22 protein-coding genes and 1 riboswitch are annotated in these 25,208 nt (G+C 70.9%); of the genes, 16 read left to right on the top strand and 6 right to left on the bottom strand.

What is annotated here, in order from left to right; genetic code table 11:
* Nucleotides 1-259: 259 nt before the first annotated feature.
* Entirely contained in the window at nucleotides 260-1,012 is a 753-nt protein-coding gene (locus ACSYGO_RS10865) for an SDR family oxidoreductase (RefSeq protein WP_426681718.1), read from the bottom strand.
* 93 nt (nucleotides 1,013-1,105) lie between these two features.
* Complete coding sequence (locus ACSYGO_RS10860; protein ID WP_432175673.1) at nucleotides 1,106-1,993, bottom strand: RNA polymerase sigma-70 factor; 888 nt, start codon at nucleotides 1,991-1,993, stop codon at nucleotides 1,106-1,108.
* A 358-nt stretch (nucleotides 1,994-2,351) separates the two neighbouring features.
* A riboswitch (FMN riboswitch) is annotated at nucleotides 2,352-2,482 on the top strand.
* A gap of 151 nt (nucleotides 2,483-2,633) precedes the next feature.
* On the opposite strand from ACSYGO_RS10860, the gene ACSYGO_RS10855 reads away from it, so the two are divergent.
* From ACSYGO_RS10855 to ACSYGO_RS10815, 9 genes are all read left to right on the top strand, one after another.
* Complete coding sequence (locus tag ACSYGO_RS10855) at nucleotides 2,634-3,269, top strand: riboflavin synthase (protein WP_095932992.1); 636 nt, start codon at nucleotides 2,634-2,636, stop codon at nucleotides 3,267-3,269.
* A complete protein-coding gene (locus tag ACSYGO_RS10850; RefSeq protein WP_028803649.1) occupies nucleotides 3,266-3,904 on the top strand; it encodes a nicotinamide mononucleotide transporter family protein in 639 nt (212 codons plus the stop codon). Before ACSYGO_RS10855 ends, ACSYGO_RS10850 begins: the two co-directional genes overlap by 4 nt.
* Nucleotides 3,901-5,238, top strand: coding sequence for a bifunctional 3,4-dihydroxy-2-butanone-4-phosphate synthase/GTP cyclohydrolase II (locus ACSYGO_RS10845; protein ID WP_426681720.1), 1,338 nt, complete (start codon nucleotides 3,901-3,903; stop codon nucleotides 5,236-5,238). The genes ACSYGO_RS10850 and ACSYGO_RS10845 overlap by 4 nt, the downstream gene beginning before the upstream one ends.
* Nucleotides 5,239-5,302: 64 nt before the next feature.
* Nucleotides 5,303-5,788 carry a 6,7-dimethyl-8-ribityllumazine synthase gene (gene ribH / locus ACSYGO_RS10840; protein ID WP_095932990.1) on the top strand — a complete coding sequence of 162 codons (486 nt, stop codon included), beginning with the start codon at nucleotides 5,303-5,305 and terminating at the stop codon, nucleotides 5,786-5,788.
* 34 nt (nucleotides 5,789-5,822) lie between these two features.
* Nucleotides 5,823-6,095, top strand: coding sequence for a phosphoribosyl-ATP diphosphatase (locus ACSYGO_RS10835; protein ID WP_028803646.1), 273 nt, complete (start codon nucleotides 5,823-5,825; stop codon nucleotides 6,093-6,095).
* A 51-nt stretch (nucleotides 6,096-6,146) separates the two neighbouring features.
* A complete protein-coding gene (hisG, locus tag ACSYGO_RS10830; RefSeq protein WP_426681721.1) occupies nucleotides 6,147-7,004 on the top strand; it encodes an ATP phosphoribosyltransferase in 858 nt (285 codons plus the stop codon).
* A gap of 13 nt (nucleotides 7,005-7,017) precedes the next feature.
* On the top strand, nucleotides 7,018-7,494 hold the full coding sequence (locus ACSYGO_RS10825) for a PH domain-containing protein (protein WP_426681722.1): 477 nt from the start codon (nucleotides 7,018-7,020) through the stop codon (nucleotides 7,492-7,494).
* Between the two features lie 200 nt (nucleotides 7,495-7,694).
* Entirely contained in the window at nucleotides 7,695-9,026 is a 1,332-nt protein-coding gene (locus tag ACSYGO_RS10820) for a hemolysin family protein (RefSeq protein WP_426681723.1), read from the top strand.
* Nucleotides 9,023-10,111, top strand: coding sequence for a hemolysin family protein (locus ACSYGO_RS10815; RefSeq protein WP_426681724.1), 1,089 nt, complete (start codon nucleotides 9,023-9,025; stop codon nucleotides 10,109-10,111). The genes ACSYGO_RS10820 and ACSYGO_RS10815 overlap by 4 nt, the downstream gene beginning before the upstream one ends.
* A 139-nt stretch (nucleotides 10,112-10,250) precedes the next feature.
* Here ACSYGO_RS10815 and ACSYGO_RS10810 read toward each other — a convergent pair whose 3' ends face one another.
* Complete coding sequence (locus tag ACSYGO_RS10810) at nucleotides 10,251-12,116, bottom strand: AAA family ATPase (protein ID WP_426681784.1); 1,866 nt, start codon at nucleotides 12,114-12,116, stop codon at nucleotides 10,251-10,253.
* A 461-nt stretch (nucleotides 12,117-12,577) separates the two neighbouring features.
* A complete protein-coding gene (locus ACSYGO_RS10805; protein WP_460389699.1) occupies nucleotides 12,578-13,198 on the bottom strand; it encodes a uridine kinase family protein in 621 nt (206 codons plus the stop codon).
* A gap of 299 nt (nucleotides 13,199-13,497) precedes the next feature.
* On the opposite strand from ACSYGO_RS10805, the gene ACSYGO_RS10800 reads away from it, so the two are divergent.
* From ACSYGO_RS10800 to ACSYGO_RS10790, 3 genes are all read left to right on the top strand, one after another.
* A complete protein-coding gene (locus ACSYGO_RS10800; protein ID WP_460389698.1) occupies nucleotides 13,498-14,454 on the top strand; it encodes a hypothetical protein in 957 nt (318 codons plus the stop codon).
* Nucleotides 14,455-14,517: 63 nt separating this feature from the next.
* Nucleotides 14,518-16,059: an amino acid permease gene (locus tag ACSYGO_RS10795; protein WP_460386579.1), complete on the top strand. Its 1,542-nt coding sequence runs from the start codon at nucleotides 14,518-14,520 to the stop codon at nucleotides 16,057-16,059.
* Nucleotides 16,060-16,293: 234 nt separating this feature from the next.
* Entirely contained in the window at nucleotides 16,294-17,646 is a 1,353-nt protein-coding gene (locus tag ACSYGO_RS10790) for a peptidase C39 family protein (protein WP_460386578.1), read from the top strand.
* A gap of 51 nt (nucleotides 17,647-17,697) precedes the next feature.
* On the opposite strand, the gene ACSYGO_RS10785 is transcribed toward ACSYGO_RS10790, so the two are convergent.
* Nucleotides 17,698-19,179: a M1 family metallopeptidase gene (locus tag ACSYGO_RS10785; RefSeq protein WP_460386577.1), complete on the bottom strand. Its 1,482-nt coding sequence runs from the start codon at nucleotides 19,177-19,179 to the stop codon at nucleotides 17,698-17,700.
* A gap of 214 nt (nucleotides 19,180-19,393) precedes the next feature.
* Here ACSYGO_RS10785 and ACSYGO_RS10780 point away from each other — a divergent pair, with 214 nt between their 5' ends.
* Together ACSYGO_RS10780 and ACSYGO_RS10775 are read left to right on the top strand one after the other, a co-directional pair.
* Nucleotides 19,394-19,540 carry an SCO1431 family membrane protein gene (locus ACSYGO_RS10780; RefSeq protein WP_107469320.1) on the top strand — a complete coding sequence of 49 codons (147 nt, stop codon included), beginning with the start codon at nucleotides 19,394-19,396 and terminating at the stop codon, nucleotides 19,538-19,540.
* Nucleotides 19,541-19,727: 187 nt separating this feature from the next.
* A complete protein-coding gene (locus ACSYGO_RS10775) occupies nucleotides 19,728-20,429 on the top strand; it encodes a TetR/AcrR family transcriptional regulator (RefSeq protein WP_460386576.1) in 702 nt (233 codons plus the stop codon).
* Nucleotides 20,430-20,522: 93 nt separating this feature from the next.
* On the opposite strand, the gene ACSYGO_RS10770 is transcribed toward ACSYGO_RS10775, so the two are convergent.
* Nucleotides 20,523-21,791 (bottom strand): glycoside hydrolase family 18 protein, encoded by a 1,269-nt coding sequence (locus ACSYGO_RS10770; RefSeq protein WP_426681730.1) that lies wholly within the window; start codon nucleotides 21,789-21,791, stop codon nucleotides 20,523-20,525.
* 400 nt (nucleotides 21,792-22,191) lie between these two features.
* Here ACSYGO_RS10770 and ACSYGO_RS10765 point away from each other — a divergent pair, with 400 nt between their 5' ends.
* Both ACSYGO_RS10765 and ACSYGO_RS10760 read left to right on the top strand, forming a co-directional pair.
* Nucleotides 22,192-23,400 carry an acyl-CoA dehydrogenase family protein gene (locus tag ACSYGO_RS10765; RefSeq protein WP_460386575.1) on the top strand — a complete coding sequence of 403 codons (1,209 nt, stop codon included), beginning with the start codon at nucleotides 22,192-22,194 and terminating at the stop codon, nucleotides 23,398-23,400.
* 688 nt (nucleotides 23,401-24,088) lie between these two features.
* Complete coding sequence (locus ACSYGO_RS10760) at nucleotides 24,089-25,201, top strand: hypothetical protein (protein WP_460386574.1); 1,113 nt, start codon at nucleotides 24,089-24,091, stop codon at nucleotides 25,199-25,201.
* The last annotated feature ends 7 nt before the right edge of the window (nucleotides 25,202-25,208 follow it).

The following is a 25,208-nucleotide window of genomic DNA, read 5'->3' as shown; positions in this document are numbered from 1 at the left end:
CGCCGGTCGGGCAGGCCTCCCGCACGCTCTCCGCCGCCGGGTGGCACGCTGCCCACACGGTCCCGTACGCCGGGAGGGCGTTTCTGCAGCACGCTCGCAGACGCCGGTCGGGCGGGCCTCCCGCTCGCTCCCCGGCGCCGGGGGCACGCTGGCCACACAGGCCCGAACGCCGGGAGGCGTTGCCCCCCGCGCCGTGCCCGTACGCGGAAAAGGTGCGCGTCCCCGCATGCTCCCGTACGCCGAGGGCGCCTCGCCCGCCTCAGGCCTCGGTCCGTCCGACGTGCGCCTTGAGGTGCTCCTCGAACGTCCCCTTGCCCACCGCGTGGTCCGGAGCGAGGTGCCCGCCGTTCCTGAAGGCCCGGTAGGTCTTGCCGGCCAGGCGCACATCGACGAGCGGGCGTCGCCTGCCCGTGGCGCGCAGGTAGGCGTCGGCCAGGGAGCGGAAGCCGCGGACCTCGGGCCCGCCCATGTCGTCGACGCGGCCCGCGGGTGCCCCGAGCGACAGTGCGGCGAGCCGGTCGGCGACCTCGGCGACCTCCACCGGCTGGTCCGAGACACCGGCGGGGAGCAGCAGCACGGGCATCTTGGCCAGGGACCCGAGGACCTGGGCCACGAGGTCGTGGAACTGGGTGGCGCGCAGGATCGTCCAGCCGAGCCCCGACTCCTCGACCTGCTTCTCCACGGCCAGCTTGGCCCGGTAGTAACCGAGCGGCACCACGTCCACCCCGACGATGGAGATGTAGACCAGATGGGACACCGCGGCCTTCCGCGCGGCCGCGATCAGGTGCGCCGCCGCCCGCTCGTCGCCCCCGCGGGGAGAGCTCGCGCAGTGCACGACGGTGTCCACGCCGGCCAGCGCCGTGTCCAGCCCGGCACCGCCCTCGCGCAGGTCGACGGCGTACGGCTCGGTGCGCCGGCTCAGCACCCGCACGTCGTGGCCGTCCGCCCGCAGTCGCGCGGTGACGAGCCGCCCGAGGGTTCCGGTACCGCCGGTCACCAGGATCGTGGTCATGCTGCTCAGCCCTTTCGACGTCGGCCGCTCCGGTGCGGAGCGCACTTCACCGACTGAGACCGGGCAGCACCCGTGCGATGTGACAACGGCGCGCTACGCCCGGGCCAGCTGGCGTCCCACGAAGGCCAGCTTGTCCGGGTTGAGAACGCCCCGCATCTGTGTGAACACGCCGTCGTGCGCCTCGAAGGAGACGACGACGAAGACCTGGCCGTCGTGCAGTCCGACCAGTGCCGCACTCCCGTTGACCTCGGCCGTCGTGAACTCGGCTCCCGCTTCGATCCTGTTCGTGACGCCCGCGAAAAAGCGCAGGACCTTGTCCCTGCCCTGGATCGGCCGCAGTGCCGCTCTGACCTTGCCGCCGCCGTCGGACCACCAGGTGACGTCCGCCGCCAGCAGCCGCTCAAGGCCGGCCAGGTCCCCTTCGCGCGCCGCCGTGAGGAACGAGGCCACGAGCCCTTCCTGCTGCTCCGGAGGGGCCTCGAAGCGGGCCTCGGGAACGGCGAGCCGCTGCACCGCCCGCCGGTACAGCTGGCGGCAGTTGGCCTCGCCCAGCGCGAGCACGCCGGCGATCTCCCGGTGGTCGTAGGCGAAGGCCTCGCGCAGCACGTACACGGCGCGTTCCGTCGGGGTGAGCCGCTCCAGGAGGACGAGCAGGGCCAGGGACACGGCGTCGCGCCGTTCGGCCGACTCGAGGGGGCCGAGCGTCCCGTCCGAGGTGACGACGGGCTCGGGCAGCCATGTCCCCGTGTACCGCTCGCGCCGCGCGCGGGCCGAGGCGAGCAGGTTGAGACAGAGGTTGGTGACGACCTTCGCCAGCCAGGCGCGCGGCTGTTCGACGGCCGCCCGGTCGGTCCTGCTGAAACGCAGATAGGCGTCCTGCACGACGTCCTCCGCGTCCGCGGCGGAGCCGAGCATGCGGTAGGCGAGCCCGAACAACCGCGGGCGGTGCGTCTCGAACTCGTCGGCGAGGCTTGTCGTCACGCTCCCAGCCTGGCAGAGGCGGTTCACGCCATTTCCCCGGGCCCGTACATGTCTTCGGGCCGGTGCGCCCGTGCCGGCGGACGCGAGGCGGCCGGGGTGGGGGACCCGGCGGCGGGGCAAGGGCCTTCGTCACCGCCGCCGGGTCGATCTGGGGGCACAGTGCAGTGATCGCAGACCCTAAGTGGACTAGACCAGCAGGGTCAATAGGTATGGACCAATAACAAGATGCCTTCGTGGCGCGGGAGTTGGGTCGACAGGCCTGTCGCAGAAGTCCATTCGCCTGGCCTGTGAGGCACCCCACAGGGGTTCACCCGCATGGACGTCGATCAGGCGTGGCACACTGGCCGTGTACCAGAAGCAGCGCACTCCGGGGTCGGTGAAATTCCGAACCGGCGGTTACAGTCCGCGACCCGGTCGCTTCCAGCGGCCGGTTGACCAGGTGAAATTCCTGGACCGACGGTTAAAGTCCGGATGGGAGGCAGTGCGCGGCGGGCGGGCATTCGTGCGCGCCGCCGTCTGTTGCGGCACGTCCTGTCGGACGTGCCCCTGTCGGCGACGCTCCCGGTGTTCTCGTCCGCTCATTCTGTCGTCATCGACAGGCCCCGGAGTCCGTGCCCCATGAGGCAGGAGGACCCGGGAAGTGTTCACCGGAATCGTCGAAGAGCTGGGTGAGGTCACCGCCGTCGAGATCCTCGACGACGCCTCCCGTTTTCGTCTGCGCGGCCCCGTCGTCACGCAGGGCGCGCAGCACGGCGACTCCATCGCCGTCAACGGCGTCTGTCTCACGGTGGTCGAGCACGAGGGCGACGAGTTCACCGCCGACGTCATGGCGGAGACCCTGAACCGCTCCAGCCTCGGCGCCCTGGCCGTCGGCTCCCGCGTCAACCTGGAACGCCCCATGGCCGTGGGCGAGCGCCTCGGCGGACACATCGTGCAGGGGCACGTCGACGGCACCGGCTCGATCATCGAGCGCAAGCCGTCCGACAACTGGGAGATCGTCAAGATCTCGCTCCCCGCGGACCTCTCCCGCTACGTGGTCGAGAAGGGCTCGATCACCGTGGACGGCATCAGCCTCACGGTCGTCGACGCGGGCCCCGACCACTTCACGGTCAGCCTCATCCCCACCACCCTCGACCTGACCACGCTCGGCCACAAGCAGCCCGGCGACCCGGTCAACCTCGAGGTCGACGTGATCGCCAAGTACGTCGAGCGGCTGCTCGGCGGACGCGGCGACCAGCCGGCCGGCCTGCCCGGCACCGAGGGAGCCACCCGGTGAACTGGCTCAACTCCGAGGCCTTCGTCCTGTTCGACCAGCACATCAAGTGGTCGGACATGGCGGGCAACGTGATCGGTCTGATCGCCCTCGCCCTCGGCTGGCGGCGCTCCATATGGAGCTGGCCCGCCCAGTTCGTCTCGGGCGTCATCCTCTTCGCGGCCTTCGCGACCGCCCACTACTCCGGCAGCGCGGGCAAGCAGGTCGTCGTCATGGTCGTCGCCGTGTACGGCTGGTGGCAGTGGAACCGCGGCAAGGGCCAGGACGGCTCCGTCGCGGTCCGCTTCGCCACCTGGCGCGAGCGCGCGGCGATGGCCGGTGCCGCCGCCGTCGGCACGGTCGCCGTCGCCGGCCTGTTCTTCGCCTACCCGTCCCTGTCCTGGGACCCCTGGCCGGACGCGTACATCTTCGTCGGCACGATCGTGGCGATGTACGCCCAGGCGCGCGGCATGGTCGAGTTCTGGTTCGCCTGGCTGCTCGTCGACGTCGTGGGCGTACCGCTGAACTTCGCCAACGGCTTCGCCTTCTCCGGATTCGTCTACGTCCTGTACGGCGCGCTCGTCCTGTGGGGCATGCGCGACTGGTGGCTGCGCTCCCGAAAGGCCGGGCAGCCCGTCATGGAAGGAGCCCCGGCATGACCACCGCGCCGGTTCGGTACAGCACCGGGCACGACCAGGATGCCTCCGACTTCGCTCTCGACCCGATCGAGCAGGCCATCGCCGACATCGCGGCCGGCCGTCCCGTCGTGGTCGTCGACGACGAGGACCGGGAGAACGAGGGCGACCTCGTCATCGCCGCCGAGAAGGCGACCCCCGAGATCGTCGCCTTCATGATGAGCGAGTGCCGCGGCCTGATCTGCGCGCCCATGGAGGGCGACGAACTCGACCGGCTCCGGCTCCCGCAGATGGTCGACGACAACACCGAGTCGATGAAGACCGCGTTCACGGTGTCCGTGGACGCCTCCGCCGCCCACGGTGTGACCACCGGCATCTCGGCGTCCGACCGGGCCACCACGCTTCAGCTCCTCGCCGACGGGACCGCCGGGGCCGACGACTTCGTCCGCCCCGGGCACATCTTCCCGCTGCGCGCCAGGCCCGGCGGTGTCCTGGTCCGCAACGGCCACACCGAGGCCGCCGTCGACCTGGCCCGTCTCGCCGGACTGCGCCCCGCCGGCGCGATCGTCGAGATCGCCGGCGAGGACGGCCGGATGCTCCGGCTGCCCGAGCTGATCCCGTTCGCCCGCAAGCACGGCCTGACGATCATCTCCATCGAGGACCTGATCGCCTACCGGCGTTCCCTCAAGCTCTCGGCTCCGCCCGAGCAGGGAGGACTCGCGGCCGAGCCCACCGTGCGCCGCGAGGCCGAGGTGCACCTGCCCACCGCCTTCGGCGAGTTCACGGCCTACGGCTACCGCTCCACCGTCGACGGCGTCGAGCACGTCGCCCTCGTCCACGGCACCGTCGGCGACGGCGAGGACGTCCTCGTCCGCGTCCACTCCGAGTGCCTCACCGGCGACGTCTTCCACTCGCAGCGCTGCGACTGCGGCCCCCAGCTCCAGACGTCCATGCAGCGCATCCAGGCCGAGGGCCGCGGCATCGTGGTCTACCTGCGCGGTCATGAGGGGCGCGGCATCGGGCTGCTCTCCAAACTGCGCGCGTACGAACTCCAGGAACGCGGCCGGGACACCCTCGACGCCAACCTGGAGCTGGGCCTGCCCGCCGACGCCCGGGACTACGGCGCGAGCGCCCAGATCCTGGAGGATCTCGGCGTGCGGAGCCTGCGCCTGATGACCAACAACCCCGACAAGACCGACGCGCTCGTCCGGCACGGCCTCCAGGTCACCGGACGCGAGCCGATGCCCGTCCAGGCGGGCGAGCACAACCTCCGCTACCTGCGCACCAAGCGGGACCGGATGGGACACGATCTGCCCTGGCTCGACACGACCACCGTGTCGGCCTGCAGCAACCAGTAAGACGGCAACACCACCGAACAAGCAGCAGCAACGGCAACACAGCACAGCGGCACTGAGGAGAGACGTGAGCGGCAAGGGTGCACCCGAACTGTCCGTACGCAACTGCGGCGACCTGCGCGTCGCGGTCATCGCGGCACAGTGGCACGAGAAGGTGATGGACGGCCTCGTCGACGGCGCGCTGCGCGCCCTGCACGAGCTGGGGATCGACGAGCCGACCCTGCTGCGGGTCCCCGGCAGCTTCGAGCTCCCGGTCGTCGCCAAGGTCCTCGCCGGCCGCGGCTACGACGCGATCGTCGCGCTCGGAGTCGTCATCCGCGGCGGAACCCCCCACTTCGACTACGTGTGCCAGGGGGTCACCCAGGGCCTCACCCAGGTCTCCATCGACACCGGCGTCCCCGTCGGCTTCGGCGTGCTGACCTGTGACACCGAGGAACAGGCCCTGGACCGCGCGGGCATCGAGGGCTCGAACGAGGACAAGGGCCACGAGGCGGTGACGGCCGCCGTCGCGACGGCGGCCACGCTCCGCTCAGTATCCGAACCCTGGCGCTGAGGTACGGCCACGAGCGCGTAGGGTGGGCAGCACCATGTCCAAGAAGACGTTCGAGGAGCTCTTCACCGAGCTCCAGCACAAGGCCGCCAACGGCGACCCCGCCACTTCGCGTACCGCCGAGCTGGTCGGCAAGGGTGTCCATGCCATCGGCAAGAAGGTCGTCGAAGAGGCCGCAGAGGTCTGGATGGCCGCCGAGTACGAGGGCAAGGACGCCGCCGCCGAGGAGATCTCGCAGCTGCTCTACCACGTCCAGGTGATGATGGTCGCGCGCGGGATCTCCCTCGACGACGTGTACGCCCACCTCTGAGCCGCACCAGCAATCCGCACACCACACGAACGAACGAAGGAAGCCGACCTCATGCTGCGCATCGCCGTCCCCAACAAGGGTTCCCTGTCAGGCCCTGCGGCGGAGATGCTGCATGAGGCCGGCTACCAGCAGCGCCGGGAGTCCAAGGAGCTGCGGATCGTCGACCCGACCAACGAGGTCGAGTTCTTCTACCTCCGCCCCCGCGACATCGCGATCTACGTCTCCTCCGGCCGCCTCGACATCGGCATCACCGGCCGGGACCTGCTCATCGACTCGGGCGCCAACGCGGAGGAGATCCTCCCGCTCGGGTTCGCCCGCTCCACCTTCCGCTTCGCCACCAAGCCCGGTACCGCGAACGGCGTGGCCGACCTGTCCGGCATGACGGTCGCCACCTCCTACGAGGGCATCGTCGCCAAGCACCTCGCCGACAAGGGCGTCGACGCCTCCGTCGTCCACCTCGACGGCGCCGTCGAGACCGCCATCGAGCTCGGCGTCGCCGAGGTCATCGCGGACGTCGTCGAGACCGGCACCTCGCTGCGCAACGCGGGCCTGGAGGTCTTCGGCGACCCGATCATGAAGTCCGAGGCCGTCGTCATCCGCCGTGTCGGCGCCGACACCTCGGAGGAGGCCGAGCCCAAGGTCCAGCAGTTCCTGCGCCGCCTCCAGGGCGTCCTGGTCGCGCGGACGTACGTGATGATGGACTACGACTGCCGCGCCGAACACCTGGAGAAGGCCGTCGCGCTCACCCCGGGGCTGGAGTCGCCGACCATCTCGCCGCTGCACAACGAGGGCTGGGTGGCCGTCCGCGCCATGGTCCCCGCCAAGGAGGCCCAGCGGATCATGGACGACCTGTACGCCCTCGGCGCGCGGGCCATCCTGACCACGGCCATCCACGCCTGCCGGCTCTGACGGGACGCAGAACATGTCGGACAACTCCGCGCCTCCCGCGCTCCCCGTAACCTTTCGGCCGTCCCGCACCCGGGCCGTGCTGCTCATCGGCGGAGCCGCCATCTTCGTGGTCATCACGACGGTCGCACTCCTCCTCGAACAGCTCAGCCCGGGGGAGCGGACCAGCTTCGTCTTCACCGCGGCACTGCTCTTCGGCGTACTCCTGCTGCTCGCCCGGCCCAAGGTCGTCGCCGACGAGACGGGCGTCACCGTGGTCAACATCGCCGGCAGAAGGCACCTGGAGTGGGCCGAGATCCTCCAGGTCAACCTGCGCCCCGGCGACCCCTGGGTGTTCCTCGACCTGAGCGACGGCACCAGCCTGCCCGCGCTCGGCATCCAGCCGGGCATCGCCAAACAGCGCGCGATCGAGGACGCCCGCGCCCTGCGCGCCCTCGCGGAGGCCCGGGCCATCGGCGAGCCGCACGGACGACGTGACGAACATCAGGGCTGACTCTCGCCCTTCCACCCTGCCCCGAGGGCCCATGTCTTGATTAACCTGTTGGCGGAGGCGTTTTCGTTGCGCCTCCGCCTTCGATCTGCCACCCGGCGTTTCCAAGGCCCCCTGCTACCCGAGGAGTGACTCCCTCCAGCGATGGACGGATCGTCCTGTAGTACCTGCGCCGCCCCCTCCCGACATACCGAGGCGGCGGCATGACCATCCCCCTGCTGCTCCTGGGAGCGGCGTTCCTGCTGATCCTCGCCAACGGCTTCTTCGTCGCGGCGGAGTTCGGCCTCGTCACGGTCGAGCGCCCCGACGCCGAGAAGGCCGCGGCCGAAGGCGACCGACGGGCCGGTACCGTGGTCGACTCCCTCAAGGAGCTGTCCTTCCAGCTCTCCGGCACCCAGCTCGGCATCACCATCACCTCGCTCGTGGTCGGCATGCTCGCCGAACCGGCGCTCGCCGAGCTGCTGCACGGCCCCTTCAGCGCGATCGGCCTCCCCGAAGGTGCCGTGCCCGGTGTCGCCGTGGTCGTCGGCATGCTGCTCGCCTCGGCCGTGCAGATGGTGGTCGGTGAGCTGGTGCCCAAGAACTGGGCGGTCTCCAGGCCCCTCCAGGTCGCCCGCTTCGTCGCGGGCCCCCAGCACGTCTTCTCCCGCCTCTTCCGGCCGGTGATCGCCGCGCTCAACACCGTCGCCAACCGGCTGGTGCGTGCCCTGGGCGTGGAACCCGCCGAGGAGCTGGCCTCCGCCCGCACCCCCGGCGAACTCGTCTCCCTGGCCCGGCACTCGGCACAGGCCGGCGCCCTGGAGCAGGACACCGCGGACCTGTTCGTGCGGACCATCTCGCTGGCCGACCTGACGGCCCAGCACGTCATGACACCCCGCGTGAAGGTCAGCGCGCTCCAGTCGTCGGCGACCGCCGAGGACGTCGTCAACCTCACCCGCGCCACCGGCCTGTCCCGATTCCCCGTCTACCGGGAGCGGATCGACGAGATCGTCGGCATGGTGCACCTCAAGGACGCCCTGGCGATCCCCTCGCACGACCGGCTGCGCACCCCGGTGGGCCGGATCGCCCAGGCACCGCTGCTCGTCCCGGAGACGCTGCCCGTGCAGCCGCTGCTGGAACAACTGCGCAGCGAACAGCCCATCGCCGTCGTCGTCGACGAGTACGGCGGTACGGCGGGCGTCGTCACCCTGGAGGACATCGTCGAGGAGCTCGTCGGCGAGGTCCACGACGAGCACGACGACGTCCTCAACGAACTCCCCGAGCTCGCCCCCGCCCCGCCCGAGGACGGGCGGCCCGCGTGGGACGCCGACGGCAGCTGCCGCGTCGACGTCCTCCAGCGCATAGGCCTCGACGTGCCCGAGGGACCGTACGAGACCGTGGCCGGCCTGGTCGCCGATCTGCTCGGCCGGATCCCGGCCCCCGGCGACCGGGCCGAACTGCCGGGCTGGCGTCTGTCGGTACGCCAGGTCGGGCACTACCGCGCCGAACGCGTCCGCCTGGTGCGGACCGCGCCCGTCCCGGAGGCCGTCCGATGAGCGTGCTCCAACTCCTCTTCGCCGCCCTGCTGGTGCTCGCCAACGGCTTCTTCGTCGGTGCCGAGTTCGCCCTGGTCTCGGTGCGGCGCAGCCAGATCGAACCGCTCGGGACCGCACGGGCCCGACAGGTCCTGTACGGCCTCGAACGCCTCCCGCAGATGATGGCCGCCGCGCAGTTCGGCATCACCGTCTGCTCGCTGACGCTCGGCGCCGTCGCCGAGCCGACCGTCGCCCACCTGCTGGAGCCGGTCTTCGAGGCGGCCCGTCTGCCGGACGGGCTGATCCACCCGCTCGGCTACGTGATCGCGCTCGCCCTCGTCGTCTTCTTCCACCTCGTCATCGGTGAGATGGTGCCGAAGAACCTGGCGATGGCCGCGCCCGAGAAGACCGCGCTGTGGCTCAGCCCCGGTCTGGTGGCCTTCGCGCGGCTGTGCCGTCCGGTGACCGTCGCCCTGGGAGCCTGCGCGCGGGTCATCCTCAAGCTGTTCCGCGTCGAGCCCAAGGACGAGGTCGAGGCGGTCTTCACCAGCGAACAGCTCAACCGTCTCGTCGAGGACTCGGGCCAGGCCGGTCTCCTCGACCCGGAGGAGCAGGAGCGCCTGGAGGACGCCCTGGAGCTGGGCTCACGCCCGGTCACCGACGTCCTGCTGGACCGCGATCTGCTGATCACGGTGGATCCCTCGGTCACTCCCGGCCAGGTCGTCGCGCTCACCGCGCGCACCGGGTACTCGCGTTTCCCGGTGGTCGCCGAGAACGGCGCCTTCATGGGCTGCTACCTGCATGTGAAGGACGTCCTCGACCTGGAGGACTCCGAACGGGCGGTGCCGCAGCACATGTGGCGACCGATGACGACTCTGCGGGCCGAACTTCCCCTGGACGACGCCCTCACGGTGATGCGCCGCGCGGCCACGCACCTCGCTCAGGTCGCGGACGCGTCCGGCAAGGTCCTGGGGCTGGTGGCGCTGGAGGACGTCCTGGAGCTGCTGGTGGGCGAGGTCCGCGACCCGGCGCACCGGGAAGCCCTGCCGCTGCGTGTCTCGGAGCCGCGCCCGAGCGAGGCTCCCGAGGAGGCGCTGGCCGGCTGAGCCGTCTCCGGCCGCCCGCTCGGCCGCGGGCCGGCAGGGGTTCGTCGCGCGGTTCCCCGCGCCCCTGAAGGGGCCCGGGGAACCGCGCGTTCATGGTCGGGCCCGGAGGCGGCGCCCCGAAGCGGGGTGCGGGGGGCGGTCACAGCGCCGACGGGTCCTGGGGGCCGCGGCCGGAGAGCACCTCTCCGTACGCCTGCATCAGGTCCGGCAGCCGCAGGGTGGACAGGTCGTCGCGCGACGGGGTCCCCGGGTAGCCCGACAGCCGCAGGTCCCGGTACGCGCAGCTCTTCTCGTACAGCGTGCGCAGGAAGCGGCCGTTGCCGAGCTCGTCGATCCAGCCCTGGTCGACGACGTGACCGCTGATGGAGCGGAGCTCGTCGAGGGCCTCGTCGTCCCAGACGTCGCCGTTCTCGGCGGCCAGCACCTCGCCGATGGAGGTGAGTTCGAGCGGGCGGTAGGAGGGGAAGTCCACGCGGGTCGTGAACCGGGAGGAGAGACCGGGGTTGGCGGCCAGCAGCCGGTCCATGCCCTCCGGATAGCCGGCGAGGATGACGACCAGGTGGTCGCGGTTGTCCTCGGCCCGCTTCAGCAGGACCTGAAGGGCCTCGTCGCCGTACGCGTCGCCCTTGCCGTAGCCGGAGTTGGACAGCGAGTACGCCTCGTCCACGAAGAGGACGCCGCCGATCGCGGAGTCGATCAGCTCGTTGGCCTTCACGGCCGTCTGCCCCAGATACTCGCCGACCAGGTCCGCGCGCTGGGCCTCCACCAGATGGTCTCCGCCGAGGAGCCCGAGCGCGTAGAAGACCCGGCCGAGGATGCGGGCCACGGTGGTCTTGCCGGTGCCGGACGGGCCGGAGAAGACGAAGTGCCGCTTCGGCGGTTGCACCGGCAGGCCCTGACCGGCCCGCAGCCGCGCCATGTTCAGCTGCGCGGACAGCGCCTTGACCTGGCGTTTCACGGGCTCCAGGCCCACCATGCGCTCCAGCTCGGCGAGCGCCTCCTCGAGTAACGCGGGGTCGGTCGGGCCCGTGGGCAGCGGCTGCACCGGCAGGACTGCCTTCTCCCGCACCGAGTCGGTCTCGGGCGGCAGACCGCCCGGGGGCGCGAGTCCGGGCTCCGAGATCTTCAGGTCTCGCCCCTCGACGCCGAACAGCGGGTCCACGCCGTCCGGGCCCTCCATGACGTCCTGTCCCATGCCGGCCAGGCTGATCGCCGCGAGGTCGGCGGCGGCGTCGTCGTACCCGTCGCCCTCGGCGATGGCGGCCAGCCGGGCCGAGGTGTCCATGAAGGAGGGGTCGACCCTGTGCACCGCCCGGTACAGCGGCAGCGCCGCCGCGGACCGTCCGGTGCCCTCGTGGGCCCGGGCCAGCCAGTACCGCAGCTCCTTGCGCTGCGGCTGCTCGCTGCGGCAGCGCATCAGCGCGGAGGACAGCAGCGGCTCCGCCTGCCCGTACATCTCCAGACGCACCCGTGCCATGCCGCCGAAGAGCCCGGCCTCTATGCCGAGCATCGGATCGTCGATGAGCGGGTCGGTGTGCCGGACCAGCTGCTCCCAGTCCTTGACCAGATAGGCGCGACAGGCGTGCAGGAACCGCACCTGATGATCGGCGTCCACGGGCGGCAGACCGGCCAACGCCCGGTCCAGTTCCGGGACATGGCGTCCGTCGAGCCAGTGCGAGGAGTGCGCCAGCAGCAGGTCGCGCGGGCTCTCCAGCACCGGCTGGACCCACCAGCCGAGCCAGTACCAGGAGTTGAGCGTGCGCCGGTGGCGGGCGCGCTGCTCGCCGAAGCGGTCGCGGTGGCGGAACATCCGCAGCAGCGCGGTCGTCGTGTCCACGCGCAGCGCGTGCAGGCCGAGCCAGCCGTCCGCCATGCCCGGGTCGATCCGGACCGCGGTACGGAATTCCTCCTCCGCCTGCGGATAGGCGCCCATCGTGTAGGCGTCCACGCCTCGCAGCCAGGCGAGGTCGGCCGGGGCCTCGGGGCCCTGCGTGCCGAAGTCCATCGCGTCCCCCCACAAACCGTGCCCCCGATGATCGGGGAGTGCCTCGTGGACCGGCACCCCCTCGCCTCCGGGCCGGTACCCGTCGGCGACTTGGTCGAACTGCTGTGCCGCGGACGGGAGTTGCACCGGTGCGCAGAGCAGCCGTCCGAAGGTCGCACCGAGGGCATCGTACCTGCGGCACAGGGGCGGGCCGAAGGGTGCCGCACACCCCGTTCCACGAGGTGGGAGCAGATGGGGCGCACTGTGCTCGGTCACCGAGGGTGAACGAATCGCGGCGCGTGGCGTCCGAAAAAGGGGGAGCGGGCAGAACGAAGCCCCCGATCACGGGGGAACAACCGGGGGCTTCGCGAATGCGGGCGGCTCCGAAAGGCCGCACATTCAGAACGTAAGTCCTGTACGGCCCCTCGGTCAAGCCGAGTTGGAGCACTCACGGAAGTTCGTTCGCAAGGGTCTTCACAAGTTCAGCACATTGCGGATGGTCCGTCACCGTGAGTGATGGAGGCGTCCGGTCCGAGGGTCCCAACAGGTCCCTTCAGCACCTCGTATCCCTCGGAACACTGCCGCACCAGAAGGTCGGCAAAGGGGCGCGAAGGGTCGTCGGCGAAGTGCCGGCGCTCGGCGCGGACCCATCCGTCCCAGAACTCGCTCTGCGCCTCGCCGTCCCTCCGCTGCCCTCGCGTCCAGGCCTCCTCGTGCGACAACTCCATCCACAGCAGTCGGGCGAGGAACGGCCGCAGCGCGCGGCGGCCGGCGCCGACCCCTTCCAGCAGGATCACCGGCGCGGCCGGCAGCTCGCGGGACGGTCCGAAGCTCCGGGCCGTCCAGTCGTAGGGGGCGTACCGGGCGGGCTCCCCGCGGCGCAGTGGCTCGACCACCTGGCGCAGCAGCCGTCCGGTCCAGGCGAAGAGCTCCTCGTGCGTGGCGACGTCGTCCAGGTGCAGCACGGGGGCGCCGTCCAGTGCCGCCGCCAACTGCCCGGCGAATGTGGTCTTTCCGGAGCCCGCGTGCCCGTCGATGCCGACGAGGCGGACGGGGCCGCAGGACGGCGGCAGCCGGAGCAGCTGTGCGGCGAGGTCGTGAATGGCGTTTCCCGGGGGAGGTGTGCGGTCGGCAAGGGTAGGGACGGCTGTGCGGGGGAGGTTTCGGGCATATTCCTGGGGAACATTCTATCGAGTGCTGTTCGCGGCGGATGCGCGGCCGCACAATAGTGCCGCGTTGAACTACCTTTTGAACAATCCCCAGGGCTCGCTTTCGCTTCCTCCATAAGATGTCGACACAGCGGAACCAGGTATTTCGGAAACCCCGTTCCGGCTCCCCTTGATGCTGAGTAGGGTGCCTGTTGCGCAACTGCGAAGTGTCGTACGGGGACGGACAGGGGAAGATGGCCGCGGGCTTATTCGAGGGGCAGTATGTGTGGCATCCGGCGGCCGACGACCGCAGACTCGCGAGCGTCTGTGTGGATGTCCGCGCCGGCCGCTATCTGAGTGCCCGTGAGGCCCTGGAGGAGACACGCACCGACTTCGGACTGCGCGCCCACCGTTCCCTGGTGGTGGCCTCCGAGGCCGCCGATTCCGACCTCGCCGAACGCTGGCTGGCCGAGGAGCCGTCCCCCGAGGCCGCGCTCCTGTGGGCGCGCGTGGCCGTGCTGCGGGCACTGCGCGCGGCCGACGCGAAGGACGGCCGGGCCGAGGCCCTGGAGCGGATCGCGCTGACCGCCTGCGAGCGGGCCGCCGTCATGATCCCCGCCGATCCCACGCCCTGGGCCGCCAAGCTGTCCATGGCCCGGCTGCACGATCTGCGCGAACCCGCCCCGCAGGGGCTGCTCACCGCGCCGCCCGGTCCCTGGCGGCTGTTCTCGCACATCCTCCGCCTCGACCCGTGGCACCGCGAGGGCCACCATCGATTCCTGGCCTTCTTCTTCACCCGCCACGGCGGTTCGGTCAACGCCGCCTGGGACGTGGCCGCCTTCCTGAGCCAGCGTGCCCCCGCCTCCTCGCCGCTGCGGCTCCTTCCGCTGGTGGCCCTGGTGGAGAGCTACAACCCCTCGCAGCTCCTGGTCGACCGGACCTGGGAGCAGCCCCAGTGGCGGTCCACCGCGCTCGCGATCTACCAGAACTGGCTCCCCGAGGTGCCGGGCTACCGGTTCACCCCGGTGCTCGACCTCTCCTACCTGGCACACGCGCTGTTCATGTCCCAGCGCGAGTTCGAGGCGCGCGCGGTCTTCACCGCCATGGGGCCGTACGCCTGCCGCATGCCCTGGAGCGTGTTCGGCGAGCCCGAGGAGCAACTCTCCCGTGCCCGCCGGACGTGCGGCATGCCGGTGCCGGGAGCCACCTGACCGACCGGCTGCCCGGGCCGGCCCCCACAGTCTTCCGGCCAACCCCCCAGAGAAAGGTCAGTTGTGTCAGAACGGATATCGGCTCCACGTACCGGAGGGCGCACGGGTGAGGAATCCGCGGCGCTCGACGACGACGCGACACTTCATGCGATGGGATATCCGCGGAAACTGACGCGCCGATTCCAGGCGTTCGACAATTTCGCGATCTCCTTCACCATCATCAACATCATCTCGGGAATCTTCTCGTCCTTCGGATTCGGCATGAATGCCGGCGGTCCGCGTATTCTCGTGTTCGGCTGGATCGGCGTGTCCGTGATGGTGCTTTTCATCGGCGCCGCCATGGCGGAAGTGGCATCCGCCTATCCGACCAGCGGGGCGCTCTATTTCTCCGCCGGAAAGCTCGCCAAGCGTCACAAGGGCGCGTGGTCGTGGTACACGGGATGGCTGAATTTCGTGGGTCAGGTGGGCGGCACCGCGGCCACCGGGTACGCGGCCGCCACGTTCATCCAGGCCTTCATCGCGCTCCAGTGGGACTCGTACGAGCCGACCGCGCACCAGACCGTCCTGATCACGATGGTGATCATCGTGCTCCAGGGTCTGGCCAATACCTACACGGTGCAACTGGTCGCCGTGCTCAACCGGATCTCGGTGTGGTGGCTGCTGATCGGGCTCGTTGTGATCGTGAGCACACTCGTCGTGATGCCCGATCATCACCAGTCGGCTTCGTTCGTCACGCATTTCGAGAACAACACCGGTTTCACCAACGGCCTTTACGGGGGGATGCTCGGCCTGCTGGTCACCAGTTGGACCTTCACGGGCTTCGACGGCAGCTTCCACATGTCCGAGGAAACGGTCCGGGCCACGGTCAACGCGCCCAAGGGGATCACGCGCGCGATCGGCTATTCGGCGGTCACCGGACTCATCCTCATGCTCGCCCTTGTGTACAGCATTCATGATTATGACCAGGTGGCGGGCTCCTCGGCGCCGCCGGTGCAGATTCTCATCGACGGACTTGGCATGGGCACGGCAAAGGCCATCCTGCTCATCGTCATCGGCGCCATGCTCTTCTGCGGCCTGGCCAACCTGACCAGCAACACCCGGCAGATCTTCGCCTTCTCCCGGGACGGCGCGATGCCCGGCTCGCGGTGGTGGCACTCGGTCTCGCCGCGCACCCGTACGCCCGTCAAGGCCGTCTGGCTGGCGGTCGGCTGCTCGCTGGCGCTCGTCCTGCCCGGCTGGTGGTCGCACACCGCCTTCACCGCGATCGTCAGCGTCAACGTCGTCGGACTCTTCCTCGCCTACGCCGTGCCCATCTTCCTCCGGCTGCGGCTCGGCGACGAGTTCCGGCCCGGCCCCTGGAACCTGGGCCGCTGGAGCAGGCTCATCGGCTGGGTGGCGGTGATCTGGATCCTCGCCAGCAGTGTGCTGTTCATGCTGCCGCAGGTCTCGCCCATCACCAGCGACACGTTCAACTACGCGCCCATCGCCCTGGCCGTGGTGCTCGTGGTCGCCACGGTCTGGTGGTTCGCCACGGCCCGCCGCCGCTTCCAGGGACCGGTCAGCTACGGCCGGCCCGACGAGGTCGCGGCGATGGACCTCATCTGACGGCCGCGCCCTCGGTGTCCGACCGCCTCCGCACGGTCCGTCCGACACCCTCTTCCCGGCCCGGCACCCGCCGGGCCGGGAAGAGGCTCCGCAGGTCATGCCAGTGGTCCCGACCAATATTGGTGAGCGCGACGCGAGCCGAAGTGCTGGCAGAACTCGGTGTCCGGCGTCCATAGTTGGCCCACCACCGTGCATTGGGCCCGCCCGTTCCGGACACCTGGGGGTCATCCACCCATGAGCAGAGCCGAACAGCCGTCCCGCAGAACCGTCCTGGCAGCCGCCGTCGCCGCGGCGGCCGTGGGCGCCGCGAGCCCGCCGGCCGCCGCCGCACCGGCGCGCCACGGGAAAGCACCGGGCGGCCTCGTGGACAACCGCGCCTGGACCTCGTACTCCGACTGGCGCGGCGGCACCGCGAAGGGCACGCGCAGCGTGTCCGGCGCCCGCCCCGGGGTGGTGTTCGCGGCCCCGGTCGGCACCACGGACTACACCGATCCGCACACCGGCAGGACCTCCACCTGGGAGTACGCCACCTGGACCTCGCCGGTCCACAGACTCGCGGTCCCCGCCACCGAGGCCATCGCCTCCTGGAACGCGGACACACCGGCGGGCACCTGGCTCCAGGTCGAACTGACGGGCACGTACTCCGACGACACGAACACCCCCTGGTACGTGATGGGCCGCTGGGCCGCCGGCGACCAGGACATCAAGCGGACGTCCCTGGACGACCAGAGCGACGGCAAGAGCAGCATCTGGACGGACACCTTCTCCATCGACGACGCCGCCTCAGGCCTGCGCCTCGTCTCCTACCGGCTGCGCCTGACCCTGTACCGGGCCCCGGGCAGCCGCATCACGCCGGTCGTGTGGCGGCTCGGCGCGATGGGTTCCGACGTCCCGGACCGCTTCACCGTCCCGGCCTCGACCCCGGGCCTCGCCCAGGAACTCGCGGTCCCGCGCCTGTCCCAGGAGATCCACGCGGGGCAGTACCCCGAGTACGACAACGGCGGCGAGGCATGGTGCAGTCCGACCTCCTCGCAGATGATCATCGAGTACTGGGGCCGCCGGCCCACCGCCGAGCAACTGTCCTGGGTCGACCCCGCGTACGCCGACCCCCAGGTGTGCCACGCGGCCCGCTTCACGTACGACCACCAGTACGCCGGCTGCGGCAACTGGCCCTTCAACGCCGCCTACGCGGCGACGTACCCCGACCTCCAGGGGGTGGTGACCCGACTCGGCTCGCTCACCGACCTGGAGACGCTGATCGCCGCCGGCATCCCGGCCATAACGTCCCAGTCGTTCCTGAAGACCGAACTGACGGGCGCGGGCTACGGCACCTCGGGCCACCTGATGACCGTCATAGGGTTCACGGCGGACGGCGACGTGATCGCCAACGACCCCGCGTCGCCCAGCGACCAGGCCGTGCGCCGCGTCTACAAGCGGCGCGAGTGGGAGAACATCTGGCTGCGGACCAAGCGGTACAACGCCTCCGGCAACGTCGTCTCCGGCACGGGCGGCGTCTGCTACCTGTACTTCCCGGCACAGCCCTCGGCGCGGCAGCGCAAGGCGCTCGCGGCGGTGGGCATCCGCTGACCCCGCACGGGCGGCCCCTCCACCCCGCCGTGGAGGGGCCGCCCCGGGTGGTCAGCCCTGGACCGGGGCGACCACCCAGTCGGGGTGGTTCGGCATCGGCGGGGTCTTCGTCCCGTACAGCCACGGGTGCAGGAAGCCGTCGAGGTCCTCGCCCGCGACCTTCGAGGCCAGGTCGACGTAGTCCTGCGTGCTCGCGGTCTTCCCCTTGTACGTCGTCACCCAGGCGCGCTCGATCTTCCCGAAGGTCTGCTCGCCGACCTTCTCGCGCAGCGCGTACAGGACGAGCGCCGAGCCGTCGTAGCGCATTCGCTTGAAGAGGTTCGGCTCGGTCGGCTCGGCCGGGGCGCCGTAGTCGTGGCGCCACTGGTCGTGGCTCGTGTACGCGGTCTTCATGGCGGTCTCGAAGCTGTCGCCGCCGTGCTCCTGGGAGTACTGCCGCTCGTAGAACCGCGCGTGGCCCTCGCTCAGCCACAGGTCGGACCAGGTCTTGATGCCGACGCTGTCACCGGTCCACTGGTGGGCCAGCTCGTGCACGAGATTGCGCTCGGCGTCGACCCGTGTGCCCAGCAGATCGGCCTTCGGGACCAGGGAGAGCGACTGCGTCTCCAGCGCCACACCCAGGTCGGTGTCGCCGACGAGGACGCCGTAGCGGTTGAACGGGTAGGGGCCGAGGCGCTCCTCCAGCCAGGCGATGTGGTCGGCGGTGAGCTTGCGGTACTCCTCGGTCGGTGCCACCAGGTCGTCCGGGACCACATCACGTATCGGCAGCCCGTGCGGGCCGGTGCCGTCGACGAAGGTGAAACGGCCGATCGCCAGTTGCGCGAGCTGCGTGGCCAGCGGCTGCTCGGAGTCGTAGGTCCACTTCACGCGCCCGTCGGCCTGCTCGGTGCGTCCGGTGAGCCTGCCGTTGGCGACCGCGGACAGCCCGGGCGGAGTCGTGATGTGGAAGGTGATGGGCGCGCGCCGGCTCGGATGGTCGTTCGACGGGAAGATCATCTTGGCGCCGTCGGGCTGCGGATAGAGCACCGTGCCGTCCGGTGTGGAGATCCAGCCGTAGTCCTCGATGGCGTCGTCGCGGTGCCGGATCTGGGTCGGGTCGGCCGTGTAGGTGACCTTGACCGTGAAGACCTTGCCCCGGGGCAGGGCCGCCTTCGGGGTGATCACGAGCTCGTCCCCGTCGCGCACGGCGGTGGCCGTCTTCCCGTCCACGGTGACCGAGTGCAGGGTGTTGCCGGCGAAGTCCAGGTCGAAGCGGGACAGGGCCTGCGTCGCGGTCGCCCTGATCGTGGCGGAGGCCTCGAAGGGCGTCCTCGGGGCCTGCCAGTCGAAGTCGAGGGTGTAGCGGCCGACCTCGTAGCCGCCGTTGCCGTCGAGCGGGAAGACCGGGTCGCCGAGCCCGGCCGCACCGGGCGACGGGGCCGCGGACGCGGCAGGCGCGGCCTGGGAGACGGGACCCGTCAGGGCGGCCGCCACGGTGATCGCCGCCGCGAGGGCCGGGCGAGCTCTGCGACGGGGCGTCCGGAGCGTGCTCATCGAAGACCTTTCGGTTGGCTGACCGCTTTCGTGTGAGGAGACGCACAGTCCTCGCGCATCGTTGTGGAATCACGGGCCATTCGAACCACGTCGAAGTGTGGGGGTGACCGAGGTCTCTACCGCCGCGACCCCTGCCGGTGGCAAGGTGGACGAGCCGGTGGGGAGCCGGCCGAAGCGGGGGGACGCCACCGCACCACTACGTCAGCGAGATGCCATGACCGCGACCTCCGCCACCAGCTCCCGTGCCCGCGCCCGCACCGGCGGGCCGCAGGAAGACGGCCCCAAGATCCTCGAGCACGTCCTGGGCTGGACCCTCGTGGTGGTCGTGGCGATGCTGATCACCCAGCTCGGACTGCTCTGATCCGCGCCGACGGCGCCGCACCCTGCGGGGGCGGCGCCCGCCTCGGATCGCTCCCGCGCCTGTGACCTCCGCTCCCGGCCCGCGCGCCGGGCGGGCGCCGGGGCGATCGACGGGAGTCGAACGAGCAGGGGGCCCAGGTCTGCCATACTTCCGATGTCCTGTCGGCAGGTGGAGACTTGGGCCGGAATTGAATAATAGTCAACAACGCGACGTCGACCGTCCCCAGGCGCGCGGCACCGACCGCTCACTGGCGCGCCGCGCCGAACTCATCGCCATCGGACGGAAGCTCTTCGCCGACACGTCGTACGACGCGCTGTCGATGGACGACATCGCGCGGCAGGCGCATGTCGCCAAGGGGCTGATCTACTACTACTTCAAGTCCAAGCGCGGCTACTACCTCGCCATCGTCCAGGACTCCGTGGCGGATCTGATCTCCCGGGCGGCGGGCGGCCTCGAACTGCCCCCCGAGGAGCGGGTGCACCGCACGATCGACGGCTATCTGCGCTACGCCGAGCACAACCAGGCCGCGTACCGCACGATCATCACCGGGGGCGTCGGCTTCGACACCGAGGTGCAGTCCATCCGGGAGGGTGTGCGCGAGGTCATCGTCGAGACCATCGCCGAAGGGGCGTGGGGTGCGCGCCGCTGCGGCGGCGAGGCCGGGAGCGCGGGCGGGCGGCGCGGCATCGCCCCGCTGCCGCGCATGGCCCTGCTCGGGTGGCTGTACAGCGTCGAGGGGGCCACCCTCGACTGGATCGGCGACCCGGCGCTGCCGCGCGAGACCATGCGCGAACTGCTGGTGAAGATGCTGGGCGGCGCGATGCGTGCCGTCGAGGAGCTCGACCCGTCCTATCCGGCCCCCGACGCCGCCCGCCGGGACGACGGCTGAGCGTCCCCACGCCGGGATCACCGAGCATCCGCGCGCACGCGACAGGGGCGGGGACCGCCGTAGGTCCCCGCCCCTGCCGCCGTACAGCCGCGGCTAGTTGATCGACTTGATCAGTTCGCCGTTCGAGGTGTCACCGCTCAGTTCCCAGAAGAAGGTGCCGCCCAGGCCCTGCGCGTTCTTGTAGCTCATCTTGCCGGCGATGGTCGACGGGGTGTCGTAACTCCACCAGTTGTTGCCGCACTTGGCGTACGCGGTGCCGCCGACCGTGCCGGTCGCCGGGCACTTGGTCTTGAGCACCTTGTAGTCGTCGATGCCCTGCTCGTACGTGCCCGCCGCCGGACCCGTCGCCGTGCCGCCCGGCGCCGCCTGCGTCACACCGGTCCAGCCGCGTCCGTAGAAGCCGATGCCGAGCAGCAGCTTCGAGGCCGGAATGCCGAGGCCCTTGAGCTTCGCGATGGTCGCGGACGTGTGGAAGCCCGCCTTCGGGATGCCGGTGTACGAGTTCAGCGGCGAGTGCGGAGCCGTCGGGCCCGCCGCGTCCCAGGCCCCGAAGAAGTCGTACGTCATCGGGTTGTACCAGTCGACGTACTGCGCCGCGCCCGCGTAATCGGCCGCGTCGATCTTGCCGCCGGCGGTGGCGTCGGCGGTGATCGCCGCGGTGACCAGGTTGCCGCTGCCGAACTTCGTCCGCAGCGCCGACATCAGGTTCTTGAACGCCGCCTTGCCGCTGGTGTCGCAGGTGTTGCCGCAGGCGTTCGGGTACTCCCAGTCGATGTCGATGCCGTCGAAGACGTCCGCCCACTTGGAGTTCTCGACCAGGTCGTAGCAGGACTGGGCGAACGCGGCAGGGTTCCGCGCGGCCTCGCCGAACCCGCTCGACCAGGTCCAGCCGCCGAAGGACCACAGGACCTTGAGGCCCGGGTGCTTCTTCTTGAGCTTGCGCAGCTGGTTGAAGTTGCCGCGCAGGGGCTGGTCCCAGGTGTCGGCGACGCCGTCCACGGACTGGTCGGCCGTATAGGCCTTGTCCGTCGCCGCGTACGCGTCTCCCATGGCGCACTTGCCGCCGGTGACGTTGCCGAAGGCGTAGTTGATGTGGGTCAGCTTGGTGGCCGAGCCGGAGGTCTCGATGTTCTTGACGTGGTAGTTCCGGTCGTAGACACCCCATTCGGTGAAGTAGCCGACGACTTTGGATCCGGCCGCGGCCGCCTGCGCGGTGCCGGCCTGTGCGGTGCCGGCGGTGCGGGACTCGGGTGTGGCGGTCGCGGTGCCGGCACCGGCGAGCAGTCCCGCGCCCAGGACGGCGCAACAGGCGGCGGACAGGAGCGCCCGGAAGGAGGCGCGGGAGCGGTGCGGTCTGAGCATCGTGTCTCCTCGTGGGGGAGGGGAGCGTGTGGGGGCGATGGTGCTGGGACCTGCCGGCGGCCGCGGGGCCCGCCGGTTGCGGGCCGCTCGGCCTGTCGGGTGCCAGGCCACGGGGGCCTGCCGATGCCGCTTGGCATGAACGCGTTAACGCGTTGGGGGAACCCTAGGAGGACTAGACCAGTGCGTCAATGGTTCGGACCAATTTCCCTTTCTTTTAGTAAGCGGTCGTTAACTGGTGACTCGGTGCCTCCGATCGGGCATACTCACAGCGCCACAGCCGCTGATCAGCGCGTTCCGCAACCCGGAGCGGGAGCATCGGCTGGGCCAGGTGAGACCCGGCGGAGCAGCCCCACCCAGGTGTGCGTCCGCCGATGTGCCCGACAGGGAGGAGAGCGTCGCCATGCCCGACCGCGCCCCGCAGCCGGTGGACCGTCAACTGCCCACGGACGAGGCCCGGGATCTGATCTCGCTCGTCCGCGACATCGCGCAGCGTGAGATCGCCCCGAAGGCGGCCGAGGAGGAGGACGCCGGACGCTTCCCGCGCGACGTCTTCGGGCTGCTGTCCGAATCGGGTCTGCTCGGTCTGCCCTACGCCTCCGAGTACGGCGGCGGCGACCAGCCGTACGAGGTCTACCTCCAGGTGCTCGAAGAGCTCGCCGCGGCCCGCCTCACCGTCGGCCTCGGCGTCAGCGTGCACACGCTCGCCTGCCACGCCCTCGCGAACTACGGCACCAAGGAGCAGCAGGTCGAGCACCTGCCCGCGATGCTCGGCGGCGGACTCCTCGGCGCCTACTGCCTCTCCGAGCCGTCCTCCGGGTCGGACGCCGCCTCGCTGCGCACCAAGGCCGTGCGCGAGGAGGGGGACCCGTCCCGTCCGGGCGGAGCCGGGAGCGGGGGAGAGTGGGTGATCACCGGCACCAAGGCGTGGATCACGCACGGCGGTGTCGCCGACTTCTACACCGTGCTCGCCCGCAGCGGTGGCGAGGGGCCCCGCGGCATCACGGCCTTCCTGGTGCCGGGGGACGCCGAGGGGCTGAGCGCCGCGCCGCCGGAGAAGAAGATGGGCATGAAGGGCTCGCCCACCGCCCAGGTCCACCTCGACGGGGTGCGGATCTCCGACGACCGCCGGCTCGGCGAAGAGGGTCAGGGGTTCGCCATCGCCCTGTCCGCGCTCGACTCCGGACGTCTCGGCATCGCCGCCTGCGCGATCGGCCTGGCCCAGGCGGCGCTCGACGAGGCCCTGGCCTACGCGACCGGCCGTCAGCAGTTCGGGCGTCCCATCTCGGACTTCCAGGGACTGCGCTTCATGCTCGCGGACATGGCGACGCAGATCGAGGCGGGCCGGGCGCTGTACCTGGCCGCGGCGCGGCTGCGCGACGCGGGACGGCCGTTCTCCAAGCAGGCGGCCATGGCCAAGCTGCTGTGCACGGACACGGCGATGAAGGTGACAACGGACGCCGTGCAGGTGCTCGGCGGTTACGGCTACACCGCCGACTTCCCCGCCGAGCGCTACATGCGCGAGGCCAAGGTGCTCCAGATCGTCGAGGGCACCAATCAGATCCAGCGCATGGTCATCGCGCGTCACCTCGCGGGTCCCGACTCGCGCTGAGCTGCGCGTACCCGTACATCGCCGACGGGGCGGCCAGCCTGACCCACTCCGGGTCGTGCCGCCCCGGCAGCGTGCGCCCGCGATCGGCCCAGGTGCGCATCATGGCGCGGTAGATGGGCGGATCCGGGTTCGGCGGGGGCCCCTGCCGAACCGGTTCTGTCGGAGCGGGGACGAAGATCCGGCGCCGACGACCGGTCGCGGAGTAGGTGGGGGTCATACCGGGGCAACGCGCGGGCCGCCGGGCAGGTCACCCGCGCACGGAATCGACCGTGAGTTCAGTCGAAGCCCGTACGGGGGCCTGTCGGGCGCGGCGCCTGGACGCCGGCGAACGGGCCCCCTGGCCGGCGTGGCTCAGCGCGCGGCCGGCGTGCTCACGGGCGCCCGCGGGAGCGCGCACATCTGGCGTGGCCCGCCCGTGACCGGTGCATGCGCATCGGGCCTGCGGGCGCGCGCATCCGGTGGGGCGGCCCGCGATGGCGCTCTCCCCGCCCTTCGCGCGGGCGTCGCCCCGCGGGCTCGCCGGCCCGGGCGGGTGTCGTGCTCGGTCAGGAGTGTCGTCGCGGGGCGTATCGCCCGGCGTGCGGGATCTGGCCGTGCGGCGATATCTGACGTACCGTCAATTCGCCGTCGTGCCCGGGCCGCACCCTGTCGCGCGATGTCGACCGCCGTGCGTCCAGGGAGGCCTGCCGTGCCCGACGACCGTCCCGTTGCCCTCGACGAGTACCCGGTGCACCAGGTGCCCCTGTCCATGAGGCACGTCGCCACCGGCGACCGGAACGCGTACGACCGCTGCATCTTCCACGTCCTCGACCACCAGGGCGGAACGCTGCTGATCCTCGGCCTCGGCGTCTATCCGAACCTCGGTGTGATCGACGCCTACGCCACCCTGCGCCTCGGAGACCGCCTGCACGCGGTACGGGCGTCGGACGCGCTCGGCGACGACCGCATGAACCTCGCCGTCGGCCCGCTGCGGATCACCGTCGAGGAGCCGCTGCGCCGCCTGCGCCTCCAGTCGGACGACGACTCCCTGTCCTACGACATCACCTGGACCGCCGGCTTCCCGGCCCTGTGGGAGCCGCACCACATCCAGCGCCGTGGTGGCCGTCTGACGCTGGAGGGGCGCCGCTTCGTGCAGGCGGGCGGCGTCCAGGGGGTCATCCGGGTCGATGGAGAGGAGATACCCGTCTCGGCGGGCGAGTGGACCGGCACCCGCGACCGCAGCTGGGGAGTGCGCCCCACCCCGGGGGAGGAGGGCGGGCGACTCGCGGCGGAGAACCCCACCGAGGGGTTCCACTGGATCTGGTGCCCCGTCCGCTTCGACGACCGCTTCCTCATGGTCGTCGTGCAGGAGGACGCCGACGGGCATCGCACGCTCAGCGACGCGACCCTCGTGCGCGAAGGCCACCGCGATCTCCAACTCGGCTGGCCCCAGGCCGACATCACCTACCGGTCCGGTACGCGCGAGCCCACCTCGGCCGTCGTCCACCTCACGGACCCCGTCGACCGCAAGCCCCTGGAACTGGGCGTGCAGGTGCTGACCTCGTCGCCCCTCGCCGTCGGCGCGGGCTATCCACCCGCCGACGACTGGCAGCACGGCACCTGGCGCGGTCGCGACTGGACCGACCGCCGCGTCTACGGCCTCGCCGACCCCGCCGCGCATCCGCTCGCCGCGTACGGGGTCGTCGACCACGCGGCCCGCTTCACCCTCGACGGGCAGGTCGGTCACGGGATCTTCGAGCACGGCTCGTTCGGCCGCCACGACCCGAGCGGCTTCACCGGCTTCGACTCCGTAGCCCCCTGATGGGAGT

The organism is Streptomyces krungchingensis (genome assembly GCF_054729265.1).
This window is presented reverse-complemented; position numbering and strand designations above follow the sequence as displayed.